Annotated in this window: 13 protein-coding genes; 10 read left to right on the top strand and 3 right to left on the bottom strand. The window is 45.1% G+C overall.

Features of this window, described 5'->3' with window-relative positions; translation table 11 throughout:
• Nucleotides 1-422 precede the first annotated feature (422 nt).
• From CAG60_RS01805 to glgB, 3 genes are all read left to right on the top strand, one after another.
• A complete protein-coding gene (locus CAG60_RS01805; protein WP_161438141.1) occupies nt 423-2,876 on the top strand; it encodes a glycogen/starch/alpha-glucan phosphorylase in 2,454 nt (817 codons plus the stop codon).
• 100 nt (nt 2,877-2,976) lie between these two features.
• Entirely contained in the window at nt 2,977-5,157 is a 2,181-nt protein-coding gene (gene malQ / locus CAG60_RS01810) for a 4-alpha-glucanotransferase (RefSeq protein ID WP_161438142.1), read from the top strand.
• Nucleotides 5,158-5,454: 297 nt separating this feature from the next.
• A complete protein-coding gene (gene glgB / locus CAG60_RS01815) occupies nt 5,455-7,653 on the top strand; it encodes a 1,4-alpha-glucan branching protein GlgB (RefSeq protein ID WP_332419305.1) in 2,199 nt (732 codons plus the stop codon).
• Between the two features lie 275 nt (nt 7,654-7,928).
• Here the strand turns inward: glgB and CAG60_RS01820 are convergent, their stop codons facing one another.
• Complete coding sequence (locus tag CAG60_RS01820; RefSeq protein WP_158137179.1) at nt 7,929-8,885, bottom strand: AEC family transporter; 957 nt, start codon at nt 8,883-8,885, stop codon at nt 7,929-7,931.
• 288 nt (nt 8,886-9,173) lie between these two features.
• Here CAG60_RS01820 and CAG60_RS01825 point away from each other — a divergent pair, with 288 nt between their 5' ends.
• Nucleotides 9,174-10,562: an SLC13 family permease gene (locus tag CAG60_RS01825; protein ID WP_161438143.1), complete on the top strand. Its 1,389-nt coding sequence runs from the start codon at nt 9,174-9,176 to the stop codon at nt 10,560-10,562.
• A 95-nt stretch (nt 10,563-10,657) separates the two neighbouring features.
• Here the strand turns inward: CAG60_RS01825 and CAG60_RS01830 are convergent, their stop codons facing one another.
• Nucleotides 10,658-11,281 carry a DUF2057 family protein gene (locus tag CAG60_RS01830; RefSeq protein WP_158145260.1) on the bottom strand — a complete coding sequence of 208 codons (624 nt, stop codon included), beginning with the start codon at nt 11,279-11,281 and terminating at the stop codon, nt 10,658-10,660.
• 368 nt (nt 11,282-11,649) lie between these two features.
• On the opposite strand from CAG60_RS01830, the gene CAG60_RS01835 reads away from it, so the two are divergent.
• Together CAG60_RS01835 and CAG60_RS01840 are read left to right on the top strand one after the other, a co-directional pair.
• Complete coding sequence (locus CAG60_RS01835; RefSeq protein ID WP_161438144.1) at nt 11,650-14,196, top strand: glycosyl hydrolase family 18 protein; 2,547 nt, start codon at nt 11,650-11,652, stop codon at nt 14,194-14,196.
• Between the two features lie 307 nt (nt 14,197-14,503).
• A complete protein-coding gene (locus CAG60_RS01840) occupies nt 14,504-16,390 on the top strand; it encodes a methyl-accepting chemotaxis protein (protein ID WP_161425818.1) in 1,887 nt (628 codons plus the stop codon).
• Nucleotides 16,391-16,499: 109 nt separating this feature from the next.
• On the opposite strand, the gene CAG60_RS01845 is transcribed toward CAG60_RS01840, so the two are convergent.
• Complete coding sequence (locus CAG60_RS01845) at nt 16,500-17,864, bottom strand: Na+/H+ antiporter NhaC family protein (RefSeq protein ID WP_161438145.1); 1,365 nt, start codon at nt 17,862-17,864, stop codon at nt 16,500-16,502.
• A gap of 252 nt (nt 17,865-18,116) precedes the next feature.
• Between CAG60_RS01845 and CAG60_RS01850 the strand changes: the two genes are divergently transcribed.
• From CAG60_RS01850 to CAG60_RS01865, 4 genes are all read left to right on the top strand, one after another.
• Nucleotides 18,117-18,851 carry an IclR family transcriptional regulator gene (locus CAG60_RS01850; protein ID WP_004396815.1) on the top strand — a complete coding sequence of 245 codons (735 nt, stop codon included), beginning with the start codon at nt 18,117-18,119 and terminating at the stop codon, nt 18,849-18,851.
• A 6-nt stretch (nt 18,852-18,857) separates the two neighbouring features.
• The gene (locus tag CAG60_RS01855) at nt 18,858-19,688 is read left to right on the top strand and encodes an arginase family protein (RefSeq protein WP_161425819.1); all 831 of its coding nucleotides are present in this window, start codon (nt 18,858-18,860) and stop codon (nt 19,686-19,688) included.
• 172 nt (nt 19,689-19,860) lie between these two features.
• Nucleotides 19,861-20,613, top strand: coding sequence for a phosphatase PAP2 family protein (locus CAG60_RS01860; protein ID WP_161438146.1), 753 nt, complete (start codon nt 19,861-19,863; stop codon nt 20,611-20,613).
• 110 nt (nt 20,614-20,723) lie between these two features.
• Nucleotides 20,724-20,917: transposase domain-containing protein (locus tag CAG60_RS01865; protein ID WP_202598463.1), on the top strand; the 194-nt coding region annotated here is incomplete at its 3' end.

The following is a 20,917-nucleotide window of genomic DNA, read 5'->3' on the forward strand; positions in this document are numbered from 1 at the left end:
GACTTTCTTGCCAAATTCACAGTTCTTCACTAACTACGCCCCCATTATGTGATGCTTGTCACTCATTGGTGAGGTGAATGACCCTGATATTTATCACTTGTACACGAGATACGCTGCAAATTAAGCAACAGAAAATAATGTCATGTGATCATTGTTGCATTTTGAGTAAATGTTTATCTAGCTGTCCGGGTTTTGTAAAAAGAGACCACTATGCTCACTAAACGCGTTGCTGTGATCGTTATCACTCATCGTTTGTTTCTCTGTTTGATCGATGAGAGACAGATCACCTCTACGAGGCTATCGCTGCATCTACGCCCTTGCTTCTCATCCTAATTTGCCATTTCAGTGGGAGGATGTTTTGCGGGAAGAGGCAATGCACGATAGACCACAGATGGATTAAAACCGAAAAGTGAGATTTCTCAATGAAACCTACGCAACAGAAAACTTTTGATAAAGCATTATTTCAAGCAAACGTGAAACGCCACCTTACCGCGACCTATGCGACGACGATTGAACATGCTTCTAGCCGAGTATGGTATTTAGCAATGGGTCAAGCGCTAGCGGAATTGACCACGTTTGATCTACTTGAAACAGAGCAAGACCCACGAATTGTTAACGCGAAAAGTGTTAACTACCTTTCACTTGAATTCTTAATTGGCCGACTAACAGGCAATAACCTGATCAGCATGGGCTTGTATGAGCAGGTTGGCCAAGCAATGAGTGAACTTGGACAGAACCTGACTGATTTACTAGAGGAAGAACGCGATCCGTCATTAGGTAATGGCGGTTTAGGTCGTTTAGCGGCTTGTTTTATGGATTCATGCGCTGCGCAAGAGTATCCAACCGTCGGCTATGGTTTGCATTATGAGTACGGTTTGTTTAAACAATCGTTTGAGGATGGACATCAAAAAGAAGCGCCAGATGCTTGGTGTGGAATTGAGGGCTATCCATGGGAAGTGGCTCGTCCCGATATTAAACAAGAAATTGGTTTTTATGGCCATGTGGAAGTGTATCTCGATCAAGGTAAAGAGAAGCGCCGCTGGGTACCGGGCATGTTGGTACAAGCGATGCCGTGGGATCTGCCTATTGTGGGCTACCAGAGTGAAACCGTTTACCCGTTGCGTCTTTGGGAATGTCGTGCCATTGCACCGTTCTCATTAGAGAGCTTTAATAATGGTAACTATTTTGAAGCGCAGCACGCGCTGATTGATGCGGGTAATATCACCAAAGTACTTTATCCTAATGACAACCACGAAAAAGGCAAAACGCTACGTTTGATGCAGCAATATTTCCACAGTGCGGCTTCAGTGCGTGATATTTTGCGTCGTCATCAAGCGGCTGGTTTCTCGCTACAAGACTTACCAAAATATGAAACCATTCAGTTAAATGATACCCATCCAACCATCGCCATTCCTGAATTAATGCGTATTTTCATTGATGAGCATGATTTGACTTGGGAAGCGGCATGGGAAATCAGTTCAAAAACCTTTGCTTACACTAACCATACGTTATTACCAGAAGCCTTAGAAACGTGGAGTGAATCGTTAATCCAACGCTTGTTACCTCGTCATATGGAGATCATTTACGAGATCAACCATCGCTTCTTACAAGACGTTCGTGCTAAATGGCCTGGTGATGTAACCAAACAGCAAAAATTATCGATCATTCAAGAAGGTTTCCACCGCATGGTGCGTATGGCTAACTTGTGTGTTGTCGGGTCGTATGCCGTCAATGGTGTTGCTGCCTTACACTCTGCGTTAGTGCAACGAGATCTGTTTCCCGAATTCGTTGAGCTTTACCCTGGTAAGATCCAAAACGTGACAAATGGGGTGACCCCTCGCCGCTGGTTAAAATTCTGTAACCCAGGATTAACCGCATTGATCACCGAGAAGATTGGTGACCAATGGCCTGCGGATTTAGATCAGCTTAAAGAGATTGCCAAGTATGCTGATGATAAAGCGTTCCAAAAGCAGTTTATGGCCGTTAAGAAAGCCAATAAACAACGTTTGGCTGATTGGGTAAGCGACAATATGGGTATTGAGCTTGATACCAACGCTATCTTTGATGTGCAGATCAAACGTTTACACGAATACAAACGTCAGCATCTGAATATGTTGCACATTCTTTCGCTCTATCATCGCTTATTGAACGATCCAAAATTTGATATGCAGCCACGCGTGGTGTTCTTTGCTGCGAAAGCGGCGCCGGGCTATCACCTTGCTAAAGAAATTATTTACGCGCTGAACAAGATTGCGGAGAAAGTGAATAACGATCCTCGTGTGAATAACAAACTTAAAGTGGTATTTATTCCTGATTATCGCGTCAGCATGGCGGAAATCATTATTCCGGCAGCGGATGTGTCTGAGCAAATCTCTACCGCGGGTAAAGAAGCATCAGGTACCGGTAATATGAAAATGGCACTGAATGGTGCGTTAACCATCGGTACGATGGATGGCGCAAACGTAGAAATTCGTGAAGAAGTTGGTGATGAGAATATCTACATCTTTGGTTTGGATGTCGATGGCGTTGAATCTTTGAAAGCACGCGGCTACAACCCTTACGATTATTATCAAGCCGATCCACTGTTGAAAGCGTCAATGGATTTACTGCTGGGCGATGAGTTTACACCAGGTGCTCCGGGACAGCTGCGCGCGACTTATGACAGTTTACTGGATGGCGGAGACCCTTACCTCGTACTGGCCGATTTCGCTTCTTACATTCAAGCTCATGAAGCGATGGACAAGCAATATCGTGATCAAGCTGGCTGGGCGAAAAAAGCCATTTTGAATACCGCGCTGGTGGGTAAGTTCAGCTCAGACCGTAGTATTCGAGATTACGTGAATAATATTTGGAAATTAAAAGCGGTTAAACGCTAATTAACCGACTATCCAGCCAAGGAAACTCTTGGCTGGATAACTCTTTTCTTATACACCCTACATGATTTTTGAGGGGTAAGCAGTCCCTTCGGAGAAAGCGATGAAAGAACATAATGCATTAAAACAAGTCGCAGAGATGGCAAGAATTGCCGATAGCTATGTCAGCGCTTGGGGAGACGAGGCCACCGTTTCAGACGACACTATTCGTCGTCTTTTGGCGTCTTTGGGTTACGATACAACTAATGATCAAACGTTATTAGCGTCAGCTCAGAAAAAACATAAAAAAGATGTCTTGGATCCTGTATTGGTGATCTCAGAAGGGGATGCGGTTGAAGTTCCACTCTACCTAGGTGTCAGCGCTCGGGAAAGTGAATTTAATTGGCGGATAGAAACCGAGCAGGGAGAAGTACTTGAAGGCTATCTTCAATCACAAATTGTTCGTGATGAGCGTGCAGAGGGTGGCCCTTTAGTGTTTGCGTTGCCAAGCGGTTTGGCGTGGGGATATCATACTTTATTGGTTACTCGTAAGCGGCGCAAAGCACCGTATACGATGACGCTGATCATCACGCCGCGAGCGTGTTTTAAGCAACCGGCTTTGGTTCAAGGTAAAAAACTGTGGGGACCAAGCATTCAACTCTACACCTTACGTACCCAACACAACTGGGGGATGGGCGATTTTGGCGATCTCAAGCAGCTAGTGGCGGATATCGCTTCGCGTGGCGGTGATTTTGTGGGTTTAAACCCGATTCATTCTCTATTTCCTGCTAACCCTGAAGGGGCCAGCCCTTATAGCCCTTCTTCACGTCGCTGGCTAAATATCCTGTATATCGATGTTAGCTCGGTACCTGAGTTTGCACTCAGTGCTGAAGCTCAGCAACAAGTCGGTAGTCAGGATTTTCAGCAACGTTTGCAAAAAGTTCGTGAAACTCACTGGGTCAATTATACCGAAGTGGCCGAGCTTAAAATGAGTGTCTTGCCGTTACTGTTTAATGAGTTTAAGCGCCGCCATTTGGATAATAATACCGATCGCGCGCGTGCCTTCTTAGCTTTTGTTGAGCAAGGTGGCGAAAGTCTGGTTCACCAAGCCGCATTCGATGCATTGCACACGGATTTGCATGCACAAGATAACCAAGTGTGGGGGTGGCCAGTTTTCCCTGAAAAATACCGTCACTTTGATAATGCGGCGGTGCAAAAGTACATTGAGGAACATCGTGAGCGTGTTCATCTTTATATGTATTTGCAATGGGTCGCCGATACACAAATTAATGAAGTACAAGCGTTAGCTGATGAAAAAGGCATGGCGGTTGGTTTATATCGCGATCTCGCCGTGGGAGTCGCTGACTCTGGCGCTGAAACATGGGCGGATAACGGCAGCTTAGTCTTGGATGCCAGTATTGGCGCGCCACCGGATGTGCTGGGTCCTTTGGGGCAAAATTGGGGCTTGCCGCCACTTAATCCACAAACCTTACACGCCACGGCTTACGATGCTTACATCAAGCTGCTCCGTGCCAACATGAAACATTGTGGTGCGTTACGGATTGACCATGTGCTGGGCTTGCTGCGTTTATGGTGGATCCCGAAAGGTGAAAATGCCACTCAAGGGGCTTACATTTATTATCCAGTGAAAGATATGCTGGCTATTTTGGCGCTCGAATCGCACCGTCACCAGTGTAGCGTGATCGGTGAAGATTTGGGTACCGTTCCTAATGAAATTGTCGCATTGCTGCGCGATGCAGGGGTGCACTCTTACAAAGTCTTTTTCTTTGAAACTTCAAAAGAAGACGGTGGGTTTATTTCTCCGACTCATTATGCCGAGCAATCGATGGCGGCCTTATGTACTCATGATATGCCAACGTTACGTGGTTTTTGGCACTGTGATGATTTGAAAATGGGCCGCGAGATTGGTTTGTATCCTGATGAAGCGCAACTGCAAGAGCTGTTTACGGATCGTTTGAAGTGTAAGCAAGGCATACTGAATTCGGTTGATTGGCACGGTTACTTACCAGCAAGCATTGGACGTGATGCTCAGTTAGTTCCTATGGACTCTTACTTAAGTGAAGCATTGCAACTGCACGTTGCGGCGGGTTCTTCCGCGTTACTCAGCGTTCAGTTAGAAGATTGGCTGGAAATGGATAAGCCCGTCAATATTCCTGGGACGGTGAATGAGTATCCAAACTGGCGTCGTAAGCTATCGATGAACTTGGATGAGATCTTTGCCCGCGACGATGTTAATCGTATTGCGACTAAATTGACCCAGATTCGCGCGAAAGCGAGCCAATAATAAACCGGAGTAGCCGCCTTTGGGCGGCGATGATACTGGCGTTGTTCACTCATCACTGTGCCGTTTCTGTCGATAATACGGCATCTTTTTGAGTTAAGGTTAAGAAATAAACGCTAGGTCACTCCATGTTTTTACTGGGTTAGTTAAGATGTATCAGGCTAAATGATCGAATAAATTCCGAGTGTCTACTACAGCACAAATCGGATCTGTCAAACTCAAGGTCATGGATGCCATGCTAGCAAGCCCGCTCTTCGCGGGCGTTTTTCCTTTTGAGAGTCTTGGTTAGGAGTAAGTATATTGAACCCCGTAAAAAAGAAACCGCTGAAAAAAATCGTTAAGTTACAGCAGACCTATCAACAATTATTGCATGCTGCGTGTGCCGATCCCTTTGCCTTTTTAGGTCCTTATCTTCCACAAGAGCAAGGGGCATTGCGGGTATGGCTGCCTAATGCGGATAAGGTTGAGCTGCTCTTAGATGGTCAACCAAGAATTGCCTTAGAGCGTGATGAGTTCGATGGGTTTATTCTAAAATCCGATCATGATCTGCGGTTTACCCATTACCAACTAGCGGTAGATTGGGCTGGCACAGAGCAAATCATTGATGACCCTTACCAATATCATGCCTTATATGCTGAATTTGAACAGCTGCATACGCCCAAGCAGATGTACCATCATATGGGAGCGCAATTTGTTACCTTAGAGCGTGATGGACAGCAGATCAGCGGAACTCGTTTTTTAGTCTATGCGCCTCATGCTTCAGCTTGCAGTTTAATCGGTGCCTTTAACCACTGGGATGGACGTCGCCATCCGATGCAACGCCTTGATTATGGTATCTGGGGATTATTTATTCCTAATTTACCTGAAGGAACACAATATAAATTCGAACTGAAAGGTCCTCATGGGGAAGGCTTACCTCATAAGGCCGATCCATGGGGTTGCTATGCTGAGCAGTATCCTTCTTTAGCTTCCGTGACTTACGATCATCGCCGCTATCAATGGCAAGATACCCGCTGGCAACAGCGCCCCATTTCCGAAAAGCGCAAACAAGCACTGTCTTTTTACGAGTTGCATCCGGGGTCTTGGAAGCGCGGTGAAGATGGGCGCTTTTTAACTTATCGTGAATTGGCTGATCAGCTAGTACCTTATCTGGTGGATATGGGCTATACCCACGTAGAGTTAATGCCAGTTTCTGAGCATCCCTTTTATGGCTCTTGGGGATATCAGCCGATAGGGTTATTCGCTCCAACCAGTCGTTATGGCACGCCGGATGATTTTAAATATTTTGTCGATCAGTGCCATCAGGCGCAAATTGGAGTGGTGCTAGACTGGGTTCCTGCCCATTTTCCATCCGATTCCCATGGGTTAGCGAATTTTGATGGTACGCCGCTGTATCACGATCCTGATCCTCGCCGTGGCTGGCATCAAGATTGGAATTCCTATATTTATGATTTAGGCCGTGAACATGTGCGCCGCTTCTTAGTGTCTAACGCGCTCTATTGGTTTGAGATGTTCCATATTGATGGCATACGAGTCGATGCTGTTGCTTCTATGCTTTATCTCGATTACTCGCGTAGCCATGATCAATGGATCCCGAACGTTGATGGGGGACGTGAAAATTACGACGCGATTGCGATGTTGAAATGGATGAATGAAGAAGTGTATAAGCATTTCCCGAATGCCATGACCATTGCTGAAGAGTCAACGGCTTTCCCTGGCGTTTCTGCCCCAACCTTTGTTGGGGGGTTAGGCTTTGGCTTTAAGTGGAATATGGGGTGGATGCACGATAGCCTTTCTTATATCAAAGAAGATCCGGTGCATCGTAAATATCATCACAACACTTTAACCTTCCCATTAATTTATGCCTTTAGTGAAAACTATGTTTTATCGCTGTCACACGATGAAGTGGTGTACGGTAAACAGTCGTTGATTTACAAAATGCCCGGTGATGAATGGCAGCAAACTGCGAATATGCGTGCCTATTTGGGTTACATGTATGGTCAACCAGGTAAGAAACTTAACTTTATGGGCGCTGAATTTGCACAAACGGGGGAGTGGAACCACGATGATCAACTGCAATGGTTTTTGTTGGAGTTTGAGCGTCATAAAGGGGTACAAAACTTAGTCCGCGATTTGAACCACTTGTATCGTACACACAGCGCGCTGCACGAACTGGATTGTGATCCTCAAGGGTTTGAATGGCGTCTACAAGATGCGGCTGATGCGAGCATTATCGCTCATGAGCGGATCAATAGTGCAGGTGAGCGCGTGTTGGTGATCACCAATTTTACGCCAGTACCGCACGAAGCGTTTCGTTTAGGTGTCCCTGTCTCGGCCACTTATCAATTGCTCTTGAATACGGATGAAAAGCGATATGGCGGGAGTGGTTTTGACGTTTTATCGGTCGTCAACAGCGATCGTGTGCCGAGCGAAGGGTTAGCACAATCACTGCGGTTACGTATTCCACCGTTAGCGACGTTATTTTACAAACTGAATTAGCAAAAAAAAAAAAGCCAGTCGTAATTGGGCGGCTGGCTATCTATTTGTGAACAAAATATTCACTAACAACGTCAGTTGGCTAGGTGACCCTCGGCTTAAAAGGGTCACTTATTACAATACAATTACCGTGCCAATATTTTTTGGTGACAAAACCAGCAAAATGGACTGATTTTCGCAGTTTTATAGCGTCGTGTTTCATAATTGCATTTGCAAATTGCAATTGAGAGGCAGTTCGCAAAAAATCCGCCTCATTCAACATCCTTACATTACGTTCATCAAATAAGCGCCAAGCTTGAGAGTAAGAAAATCCCTAAGGTACAACTGATAAAAGAAAACACCGTCGTTAAGGCGATAATGTTTGCAGCGAGTGGTGCATTTCCTCCCATCGCTCTCGCCATGACATAGCTTGCGGCAGCGGTTGGTGCTCCAGTCATTAATAGAATAATCCCGACATCCATACCCCGAAAGCCAAACCATAATGCAGCGCTGGTGATCAACAGCGGTGACCAAAGCAGTTTGTAGCGAGTCGCAAACCAAGTCGATCGGGAATCATTTTTTAGTGATTGGATATTCAGTGAGCCACCGGTGCAGAGCAAAGCAAGAGGCAGAGTCATGTTGGCAAAATAGTGTCCTGCTTCGCTGATCATAGTAGGGATCGGTAGCGCTATCGCATAACACAATACCCCAAGTAGGATAGCGATAATCAACGGGTTCTTCGTCAATGTTTTGAGTATCGTTGTGAGTGCCTTCGTTCCTTGTGTTTCGCCTTTTGGCGTTAAAGCGATCACCGCTTGAATATTATATAGCACCGTTGTTGTTGCGACATAAATCGCGGCTAATGCGACCCCACTATTACCATATAAATTAGCAACATATGCCAAGCCTATGATGGCGGTATTGGCTCGAAAGCCGCCTTGAATGATCACGCCTTGATCTTGAGGATGATGAAATTGTCGCTGAGTCATCCAGCAGGTAAACAAGAAAAAAATAAAATTAGCAACGAGCCCAAAAACAATCAAGGACAGACTGGAAGAGAAGTCATGCTCGGCTCCGACAATACTGAGAAAAAGCATCGCCGGGAGTGTGACTTGAAAAACCAGTTTTGAGGCAACATCAATAAAATTATCGTTAATCAACTGCACACGCTTGAGTAATACCCCCAACAGTAACATTAAACAAATCGGGCCGGTAATGGAGGCTGAAAATTGCAGTTGGGTGATGAGCGCTTGCATGATGGACCTTCCAATGGAGAGAGTTTTCATTCTTTCATAGATAAGCAAGAGCGAGAATAGCCAATCCATAAAATCTCTCTTTTGCTAAGGGGGAACCTTTGTTTAAGTCACGCTTTGTTGTGCAAACTTTGTTAATGATTTTCGTGCTGAGAAGCGCATTCATTTCAAGCTGTTAAATTGTTGCCCATAGTTTTGATAAGGTTAACAATTTCGCAATAATAATTATCCTCTCGTTTGAATCTATGGGATCATGTTGGCTGCCGTTTGGCCCGATAAGGAAAAATAATAATGAATCGAAACGAGAATGTCCCATTGCCCAACAATACCCGAGAATGGTTATTCAACCGCAACAGCTTGATTGTGTTAGCGGATATTGCCCTGTTTTTTATCCTACTGAATAACTTACCTTTTGCCCCTAATGTCGTCCTTGGATTGAGCATTTTAGCGTTTATCGCTGTGCTATGGTTAACCGAAGCGTTGCATGTCACGGTAACTGCGATTTTAGTGCCGATATTAGCGGTGATATTTGGAGTATTTGAAACTCAGGCTGCGCTGAATAGTTTTGCTAACTCGATCATCTTCCTCTTTTTAGGCGGATTTGCGTTAGCGGCCGCGATGCATCGTCAAGGGCTGGATAAAGTCATTGCTGATAAAGTGTTAATACTGGCACGTGGGCGCTTTAGTGTCGCGGTGTTCATGCTGTTTGGTGTCACGGCTGGTCTGTCAATGTGGATCAGTAATACGGCCACGGCGGCGATGATGCTACCTTTAGTGCTTGGTATTTTAAGTAAAGTTGACCAAGACAAAGGCCATAATACTTATGTATTTGTGCTGTTAGGTATTGCTTATAGTGCCAGTATCGGTGGTATTGCAACGATTGTTGGTAGTCCTCCGAATGCGATTGCCGCCGCTCAAGTGGGGTTATCCTTCTCTGAGTGGATGCAGTTTGGTTTGCCGACGACTATCGTCATGTTACCTATTGCGATGTTGCTACTTTATTGGATGCTTAAACCCGATCTAAAAGGGCAGTTCGAGCTCAATCACGAGACAGTGAGTTGGGATAAAGGGAAAGTGGTGACTTTGGCCATTTTTGCCTTGACCGTTTCATTGTGGATATTCAGTAAACCGGTTAATGAACTTCTCGGTGGTTTTAAAAGCTTTGATACGATCGTCGCCTTAGGCGCGATTGTTCTGGTCTGTTTTGCACGAGTAGTTCACTGGAAAGATATTGAAAAAACCGCCGACTGGGGTGTATTACTGCTGTTTGGTGGTGGTATCTGTCTTAGTAATATTCTTAGACAGACCGGAACCAGCGTGTTTCTGGCCAATGAACTGAGCTCGATGATTTCAGAGTTAAATATTTTACTGATTGTTATCGTGATTGCGGCTTTTGTGGTGTTTTTAACGGAGTTTGCCAGTAATACGGCCAGTGCCGCGTTATTAATTCCGGTGTTTGCTGGTGTTGCTGAAGCTTTAGGTGTTTCACCCGTGATACTGTCGGTGTTGATTGCGATAGCGGCATCGTGTGCCTTCATGCTCCCTGTGGCAACGCCACCGAATGCGATTGTGTTTGCGACCGGGCACATTAAACAGAGTGAAATGATGCGAGTTGGGATGGCATTGAACATCGCTTGTATTGTGATTTTATCAGCGATTGCGATGTTATTCTGGAATTAATCAGCACCGCTCATCATCTCTGCTGTTGAAAACAATAAAACCCCAAGTTTATCTCTGAATACTTGGGGTTTTATTATGGGCGAATATCGCGATGGTTACTGATTAATAAAGCGTTTGAACTTTTCTTGAGTGGCAGCATCAGCCTTGTTGTACCAGAAATACAGCATCTCTTCGGCGGTATTATCGATCGCCTGTGGGGCTTTTATGTTGTTGGAGACTGAAGTGGTGGTGACGATGGCTGCGGGGCCTCCTGTTCGATTGTATTCCAACAATTCTTGTTGATAGTTACGCCCTATTTGCATCCCGGGTTTGATCAGTCGATCTTGCTGGAGAGCAACAGACTGCCCGTTAGAATCTTGCAGTGACCAAGTCAGATGACGGATATTGTTTTCCGCGTCAACGGCGTTACGGTAGGTTGGTAGACCAAAGGTTAGATTGGTCTCTTGCGCAGAAAAAGTCGCAACAATCACTTCACTTTCTACTTGAATACGATCATTACCTTGTGTGAAATAAGGCTGGTAGCGGAAGACGATCTGTTGCTGTCCATCTTCTAAGGTTAATGTTTTCTTTGCAGAAAAAAAACCGCCAGAAACTGCAGGTTTCTCTCCATTAACTACCAACATATTAATACTATCAGGAATATCAATGGTGACTTTAGCTAGGGTTGCGGCACTAAAAACAATCGCAAAAAGACACGATAATGGCTTGATGGCATTCATCTATTTTATCCTATTGATTACTTGAAGAAGGGAAGACTGTCAGGGTGCCGCTTGTCCGTGATAAAAGCAAGTTTTCACATCGGCAATCAGTGAGCGTTCATCAAAATATCATCTTTCGATTCGCTTCAATATACGCTCACCGAACCTTAATATGAAACGATGCGAGCATAGTCCAAAATAGCCGTTTTTCTACTCTATACGATAGAAAATCCGTTTTTTTGGCTGAAGATTGCCTTTAGCATGTAACACGTTGAATGTGTTCCATTCATTGCTCGTTGTGCCTCGTAAACTCTGGAACTCCATTTTTCAAACGCTCACAAGTATCAAATACTGTCTCAGATGTTTAATCAACCATAAGAGAGACAGATATGAAGCGTACTATTCTGTGTTCGGCGGGGATGGCTTTTGCCTTATCGCTAAGTAGCACGGTAATCGCAGCGCCAAGCGCGCCAAGTATTGATGTATATGGGTCAAATAACCTGCAGTTTTCTAAAATACAGTTAGCAATGGAAACGACCGCGGGTTATCACCAAATGGTGCAATATCGTGAACAAGCGCCGATCTCGATTACCTTTAACCAATGGAGCGGTGAACGCGGGCACACTTATAAAATTTTATTTGATGGTGTGGAAGTGGCTTCTGGGCCGATTAGCGGGAGTCAAACCACCGCCAACTTCACCTATGATAAAGGTGGCCGTTATCAGCTCCAAGTTGCAGCCTGTGATGATTCTGGGTGTACGACCAGTGCGCCAGCAGAGTTAATTCTGGCTGATACCGATGGTTCACACCTTGAACCTCTGACCATGAACGTTGATCCGAATAATAAATCCTATTCATTGGACCCAGATACGGTCGTTGGTACCTATTTCGTTGAGTGGGGCATTTATGGTCGTAATTATACGGTGGATAATATTCCTGCCCATAACTTAACGCACATATTGTATGGTTTTATCCCTATTTGTGGTCCGAATGAGTCAGTCAAATCGGTCGGTGGTAATAGTTATAATGCCCTGATGACTGCGTGTCAGGGGGTACCTGATTACGAAGTGGTGATCCACGACCCTTGGGCGGCATACCAGAAAAGTTTTCCTCAAGCAGGACATCAGTACAGTTCGCCGATCAAAGGTAACTATGCGATGTTAATGGCACTCAAGCAGCGTTATCCCGACTTAAAAATCTTGCCATCGGTTGGCGGATGGACGCTATCCGATCCTTTCTATGATTTCACGGATAAAGCGAAACGCGATACGTTCGTGGCATCGATGAAACGTTTTTTACAGACATGGAAGTTTTATGACGGTATCGATATTGATTGGGAATTCCCCGGTGGCAATGGCGCGGCCCCCGATTTAGGCGATCCGATCAATGATGGACCGGCTTATATCGCCTTAATGCAAGAGCTACGAGTGATGTTGGATGAACTTGAAGCGGAGACCGGTCGTTCTTACGAGCTCACTTCTGCGATAGGTGTCGGTTTCGATAAAATAGAAAAAGTCGATTATGGTCAGGCAATTCAATATATGGATTATATCTTTGCGATGACCTACGATTTTTATGGTGGTTGGAATAACGTCCCTGGTCATCAAACGGCACTGTATTGCGGTAACTTTATGCGCCCAGGTCAGTGTGATGGAACAGGCATTGATGAAAACGGTGAACCGTATAAAGGCCCTGCTTACACCGCGGATAACGCAATTCAATTATTGCTAGCCCAAGGTGTACCAGCCAATAAGCTTGTTCTTGGGGCTGCGATGTATGGTCGAGGTTGGCAAGGTGTGATGCCGGCTTCGTTGACCGATCCTACCGATCCGATGACAGGGGTTGCGACCGGCAAATTAACGGGCTCAACAGCGCAGGGAGTCTGGGAAGATGGTGTCATTGATTATAAGGGCCTTAAAGCGTATATGATTGGTGATAATAACCAAGGGATTAATGGCTTTGAATACGGTTATGATGCCCAAGCCGAAGCTCCTTGGGTATGGAATCGCACTACAGGAGAATTGGTCACGTTTGACGATCCGCGCTCGATTAAAGCCAAAGGGGCTTATGTTCGTCAGCTAGGTTTAGCCGGTTTATTCTCATGGGAAATTGATGCGGATAACGGCGATATTCTTAATGCCAAGCATGAAGGGCTTGCTCAAGGATCGAATCCACCAGTTAATCGCGCTCCGATTGCTGATGCAGGTATGGCACAAACTGTTATCGCTCCAGCGACCGTAACCTTAGATGGCAGCGCTTCCAAAGATACCGATGGCACGATTGCCAGCTATTACTGGGAACAAATTGCTGGGCCAACCGTGCAACTCAGTGATGCGAATCAAGCTCAGGCGAGTTTTTCGATTGGTGAAGTCACTCAAACCGAAACCTTACGTTTTAAGTTAACCGTAACAGACAATGAGGGAGCGAGTGGTTCCGCAACGGTTCAAATTACCGTTAAAGCCGAAGACGGTGGTGTGGAAAATACGCCTCCCGTTGCGATTGTCTCTGCGCCTTCTGAAGTGAGAGCTGGTGAGCAAGTGTTGGTTGATGCTTCGGCATCTTATGATGCGCAGCAAGAGACGCTGAGCTTTGATTGGCAGGTACCAACTGGGCTTGAAGTTCAGATCAATGGCAGCCAACTGAGCTTCACCGCGGGTTCTTATTCCGTTGATACCACGCTTAACTTTACGGTAACGGTCAGTGATGGTGAGTTGAGTAGCTCAGCATCCGTTTCAGTCGTCGTTTTAGCGACCAGCAATAATGATCAGTGTGACAATCTATGGAATGCCTCTGCCGTTTATGTCGGTGGTAACCAAGTAACATGGGCTGGTAAAGTGTGGGAAGCTAAATGGTGGACACAAGGGGATGATCCTGCTCAATCCGGTGCTTGGGGGGTATGGAAAGAGATAGGTGTTGCGGACTGCGCTACCCAATAATGTCTCATTACCGCTCAATGAGTGACATTGATCGGTAGATTGACAGGCTTTGCCTTAGGGTAGGGCCTGTTTCTTTTTTTGCGTTATCTCCTGACAGGTGATGCTCAGTTTCTTTACTTCACTCACACAATCGACCCAAATCGCTAACCTTTCTCAATCATGAACTATAATTTTTTGATGCGAATAAACCATTTCGTAGAGAGTCTCTCATTTATTTCTAGCCTAAAAATTATAATGCAGGATGCCGAAAACAAATAAATAAGCGCTTCTCACACGAAGCACAACAAGGTCATAACGGGGATAGCGTATGTTTAAAAACCTTTCACTAAAGAATAAGTTGGCTATCTCAGCCAGTATTGCCATCATCGTCGGTGGCGTATTGGTTGAAGCCGTATCGTTTAATGCCGCACTCGGGCGATTGGATATCGAAATCGAGCAACGTTTGCAAAGTGCGACCTCTTCTTATAATCAATACGTTTCTGATTGGCTGGTCTCGAAAGAGCGAGCGCTGACCTCTCTATCACAAGAGGTGAAACCAGAGGCGATTGTTACCCACCTTAAACAGGTTAAGCACTCCGCCGATTTTGATAATGTCTTTTTGGCTTATCCTGATGGCTCACAACAGAATGCCAATGGTGTAGTATTACCACCAGGCAATAACGATCCTCGCCAATGGGGATGGTACATTAACGCCAAAGCTAACCCCAATGCCGTGTTCATGGATAATCCTACCGTCGCTGCGGCGACGGGAGCCAATGTGGTTTCTCTTGGTAAAGCGATCAATTTACATGGTCAAACATTAGTGCTTGGCGCCGATGTGGAGATCACCGATATTCTCAATAGCATGAAGCAAACCATTTTGCCCGGTTCTGGTTATATGTTTATTGCTAATCAACAAGGCAATATTTTTACTCATGCGAATACTCAGTTATTAAATAAGAATGTCAGTGAGTTGGGACTGAATTTTCGCGATATTCAAACGGCACAGCGGTCTGGTCAATACAGTAAAGTGATGATCAATGGTCAAGAGAATGTGCTATTTGCACGTGCGATTGAAGGCACAGCGTTAAGTACGGTGATTGTTATCAATTATTCATCGTTGATTGCTCCTCTCTTTGATGCGCTATGGGGACAGTTGTTGGTTACCTTTTTAGTCGTTGTGGTCTGTACGGTCTTATTCAATGTGCTGTGTAATATTTTATTCCGTCCTTTAAATAACGTTTCTCATGCTTTAGAGCAAATCGCCAATGGGAGCGGTGATTTAACCCAACGTATTCAGGTTGAAAACAACGATGAAGTGGGAAAACTAGCAGAGAGCTTCAATACTTTTGTAGCAAGCTTACAACAACTGATTGGTCATATTCGTCAGCAATCTGAGCAATTAACCGCGCAGTCTGAGCATGGTGCGCAGCGAGCCAATCAATCGGCTTCTGAATTAAGCCTTCAGCAGCAAGAAGTCACCATGGTCGCAACAGCGGTGACCGAAATGGCATCGGCGACACAAGAAATTGCCTCTCACGCTGAGCAAACCGCTCAAGCAGCACAGAATTCAGCCACCAGCACCAATAATGGCCGTACTTTAGTGCTTAATACCAAGTCGTCGATTCATCATCTTGCTAAAGAGGTGACGCAAGCCAGCTCGGTTATTTCAGCCCTTAATCAACACGCACAAGAAATCTCCACCGTGTTAGCGACCATTCAAGGTATTGCTGAACAAACGAACCTATTGGCGTTAAATGCCGCGATTGAAGCGGCGCGAGCAGGCGATCAAGGGCGAGGTTTTGCGGTGGTTGCTGATGAAGTTCGAGTATTATCACAGCGCACTCATACCTCAACCGAAGAGATAAAATCGACCATTGATACGCTGCAAGAAACGACTAAACGAGCCGTTGCATTGATGGAAAGTAGCTCAAGTTTGGCGAATAACTCTGTTGATGATGCCGATAAAGCGACACATGCATTAGAAGAAATCAATGCTGCGGTTGCTCTGATCAGTGACATGGCGACCCAGATTGCGACAGCGGCGGAGGAGCAAACGCACGTTACGGGTGAAATTACCCAAAATGTGACGGCGATTAAAGACGTGACTGAGCAGTTAGTGGAAGGGGCTGAAGATAGTTTGAGCCAATCGAATCAATTGAAGCAGCAAGCCGCCGAGCTGAGCGCGAAAGTGGCGACGTTTAAAGTGGGTTAGTTGACGCTTACCGCCTTCGCTTTGCAAGGCATACATTTGACCTAATCGGTCATTAAAACGGCCCCTCAGTATAGACTCAGGGGCCGTTTTATCGTTCGTGTGCTTTTATTTATTGATGAGTTACCGTTTGTGAGTAACGACGGGATGGACGGGTAAAGAAAATCGCCACAATCGCCGCAAAAGCTAATGAAAAGCAGTAATAAGAGTGAGCTACAATCTCCAAGGGAGAGAGTTGGAAAATCGATCCAAGTAAGAGTACTTGTGCCCCATATGGCAGGATACCTTGCATCACACAAGAAAAAATATCCAACAAACTTGCCGAACGACGTGGTGTCACCGCATGCTCTTCGGCTAGCTGACGAGCAATACCACCAGAGACGATGATAGCAACCGTATTGTTAGCCGTACAGGTATTGACCATTGCGACTAAACCAGCAATACCTAACTCACTAGCGCGACTTTGCGCTGCTGGGGTTTGTTTTTTGGCTAAGCGCTGGATCCAACGGCTCACCAGTTGAGTTAAAAAAGCGAGTCCTCCTTGGCGACGCATCAGTTCACTTAAGCCACCAATCAACATCGACAATAAGAAAATCTCCTGCATATTGCCAAAGCCACGGTAAATATCTTGTCCAAAATTCGTTAAGCTATAGTGATCACTGTGCCAAAGCCCGACACTACCAGCCAATACAATGCCTACGGTTAAGACAACAAAGACATTGATCCCCGAGATAGCCAGCACCAAAATCGTCATATAAGGCAATACTTTCAACCACTCAATAGCAGAAGTATCAGGGGTTTGTGTTGCGGTACTGCTAAACGCGAATAAGATTAATGAGAAAAAAGCGGCGGGGAGAGCAATGCGAATATTTTCACGAAATTTATCGCGCATTTCACAGCCTTGTGAACGCGTGGCGGCGATGGTGGTATCTGAGATGATGGATAAGTTGTCGCCAAACATCGCACCGCTCAATACGACTCCAGCGGTTAATGGGAGGCTCATACCGGATGACTGAGCAATGCCTAATGCCACTGGCGCAACGGCGGCAATGGTACCCATTGATGTGCCCATCGCCGTGGCGATAAAGGCCGAAATAAGAAAAATCCCCGGTAAAATCATTTCACTTGGGATGGCTGATAGTCCCAAATTTACCGTTGCATCAACCCCACCAGACGCTTTTGCTACCGCGGCAAAGGCGCCGGCCAATAAGTAAATCATACACATTGCAATAATATCTTGGTGCCCAACGCCACGCAAAAACTGCTCGATAGCGCGATTCAGAGATTCTTTACTCAGCAAGAGCGCGATGATCACGGCAGGTAAAATGGCGATAGGAGCGGGGAGTTGATAAAACGCAAACTCAACCCCTTGAAACGTGAGATAAGTACCGACACCAATAAAGAGCGCAAGAAACACGAGTAGAGGGAGTAAGGCGATCGCCGATGGTGTAATGGGAGTAGATGAGTTTGAAGACATGGAACAACAACTTTAATGATCAACAACAAGGAGACGCAGCCTAATCGTTCCAGTAGGGTTTGTCAAATTTAGCCATCTAAACATCTAGATTCTTATATGTCTTTCATTGCACTATTGAATGGATAAGATAATGCGATTTTTTCATCTAATTTTCCCATGGTTTGAGAAAGCAATGCTTTCAATCGTTTAGAATTCTCGATATATAAGAATGTAAGTTTGAGCGATAAAGCAATAAAGGCTAAAAAGAACAACATGAATGAAGCAAAAACAACAACCAGTCAGGTTAATGAGAAATCGCTGCAGTTATTGATGCAAGTTGCCGTTAATCATGAACCGGTTTCGGCTAAAACGTTAAGTGATCAACTGCAAGTGCCATTGAGTAGCTTATATCGGCATCTGAAACTGCTTAAAGAGTGGAACTTAATAGAAGAAAGCCCACACGATAAAACGTTAATTATTGGCCCTGCGGCCCTGCTGCTTATGCACAGTTATGAGACCAGTCAACATAATTTAGATGCAGTGGAAGCGGTGCTAAGTCGTTTACAGAAACAGACTGGTGAAATGGCGGCCTACATGGTTCCGGTGGGATACCGAGCTTTGTGTGTCAGCCAAAAAGAGAGCATGCAGGCACTTCGATGCAGCTTCGTCCAGGGTCAAAGTCAACCCCTGCTTCGAGGTGCCTCATCTAAAGTGATGTTGGCGTTTATGCCTTCTCAGCGCTGTGAAAAAATACTGCGCTATTTTGGTGAAGATCATCAAATGGAAAAATGGCAAATCGAATTAGAGAAAATTCGTCGCCATGGTTATGCCGTGAGCACCTCTGAAATTGATCCTGGGGTTTCTGGGATCAGCGCTCCGGTAATGAAAGGGAGTAAATTGATCGGGGCGATTTCTGTTATGGCACCGGCTCATCGTGTCGAGACCCATCGGCAACGGATCATTTTACATGTATTACAGGCCGCGCGAGCGTTGCCACCAGAGAGGTAATTCATCATGCTCAGTCTATTCAAACGCTACCGTCTCAGTCGTCCTGAGCCTCAGTCGATGTCTGCTTTTACGTTTTGTACTGTGTGCGAACAGATAAAGCCAATGTCTCAAGTAGAATTTGAATTGGCTCAGCAAAGTTTAGAATTTGCCGCCGATTGGCTTTACCAACAAGGTATCCATGCCCACTACGCTGATGCTGGTCATTTAGTCTTACATGATCCTGCCGATACTCGTTTTCGTGACTTGCTCAGTCATCATTTTACCTTGCATTCTATTCCGGTGATATTGGGCAATTGCCATGAATTGTTGCTCAATGCCTTGCCGCTGTTAGCGCTCGATAATGACGAACTCGGGATTATTCATATTGGCCATGAATTTGAATTAAAACAGACTTTAGATCGTCAAGTTGGGTCTGCTTATCATTTTGCATTATCTCGTTATGCTCAGACGCGGTTACTCTATTTAGGGATTGATGCCCAGCGAGTAAATAGCCAAACTTTAGATTATGCAGAAGATTTAGGTTGCGATTGGTTAACCGATCAAGAATGTCATTTTCGGCAACGAAACCAAGTCAAAAGCCAATTGAATCATTATATTGAGCACTGTGACCAATTGCTGATTTCTATTGATCTTGCTTCATTAATCCCATTGAATCGATTAGATGAGCATCATGTTATTGATTGCCAAATGGTGCTGCGTATGCTTCGTCAGCTTGTTCTCTCTGGTAAAGTAAAAATGATTCAGTTAATCGGAGCCAAAGATAAGTTGATCTACTCTAAGGAGACGAAAGCGATTATTGATGAGTTGAATCGTTTGTCTGTTGATATGGCTGGTTGAGCGTTTAAAGTGATGACGTTTTGTCTAAGAACAAGTACCGTGATTAGGCGTTGATTATTGTGTAACCGTCGAAGATCGCGTTTTTAAAAAATTGACAAAGAAATGAATAGAGTTTGATAGAAGTGGATAAAAACTCGTTTACACTCCCTAGCTTCAAAGTGGAGGTGTAAACGTGTTGAAGCAACCAATTACTCAATCTAAATTTGGATTGATGCTATTTATAGCGCTCATGCTGCTATTAATCCCCATCAGTCTTGTCGGGACACAAGTCAACTTATTCGCTTTAGACGATGATCGTCTGACCCAATGGCTGGTCTTACTTACTCACTCTGCCGGTAAAGAAGGGTTTTTGCTGACTTTAGTGGTACTGATTGGTTGGACTTGGTATCGCGTGCCTGAGTGTCGACGCCAATGGTTAGATAAAGCGATGCAACTCGGGGTACTGTTAGTTCTGGCGATGATCCTAAAAACAGGCATCAAACACGTGACTCAAAGCCCTCGTCCTTACACTGAAGTGATGACTCAATCACTCACTCTGCCTTCTCCGCAACACTTTTATCGCTTAGATGCCCAGCAACAAGCGTTAGCCATGGAGCAAATGAACGGTAAAGTCTCTTCGGCACGTTTAGCAGTGTGGGAACAAGAGCGAGATTACTCTTTCCCTTCAGGCCATACCGTGTTTGCTGCACTCTGTTTGCTGTTTTTTGGTGGTATTTGGTTAGAGCAAAAACATCGATTAAGCGCTTTGCTATTATTAGCTTGGAGTGGCTCTATCGCTTTTTCTCGCTTATGGGTTGGTATGCATCGGCCTGAGGATTTATTTGCAGCGGTTTTGTTAATTGGTGCCTTGTATCTCTTCGTTCCGAAACGGTATCCTTGGGCTTGGCGCTATTTACCGTCTTTTTTACGTTATCAAAAACAATAAAAAATGGGCATTACGCTAATGCCGATCAGTTAAGAGATAAATGATCGGTTGAACGATCCTACAGATGGCTTATAAAGGCTCTAAGTTCCTAAAACTTTGAGCCTTTTATTTTGCAATTAACTACAGCCCTAACACTCGCCAAGCGTTACGCCCCCAATACTGAACAACTTGGAAAACTCAGTGACATTCTTTGTCCTGATTTCATCAACCAATGCTTAGAAGCTTCCGGTGTGGCCACTATTCGTAAACGTCGTATCCCTCTCGACATGGCCGTTTGGGCGGTCGTTGCTATGTCGCTTTACCG

Origin of the sequence: Vibrio sp. V33_P6A3T137 (assembly GCF_009904835.1) — a bacterium.
Taxonomy (GTDB): Bacteria; Pseudomonadota; Gammaproteobacteria; order Enterobacterales; family Vibrionaceae; genus Vibrio; species Vibrio metschnikovii.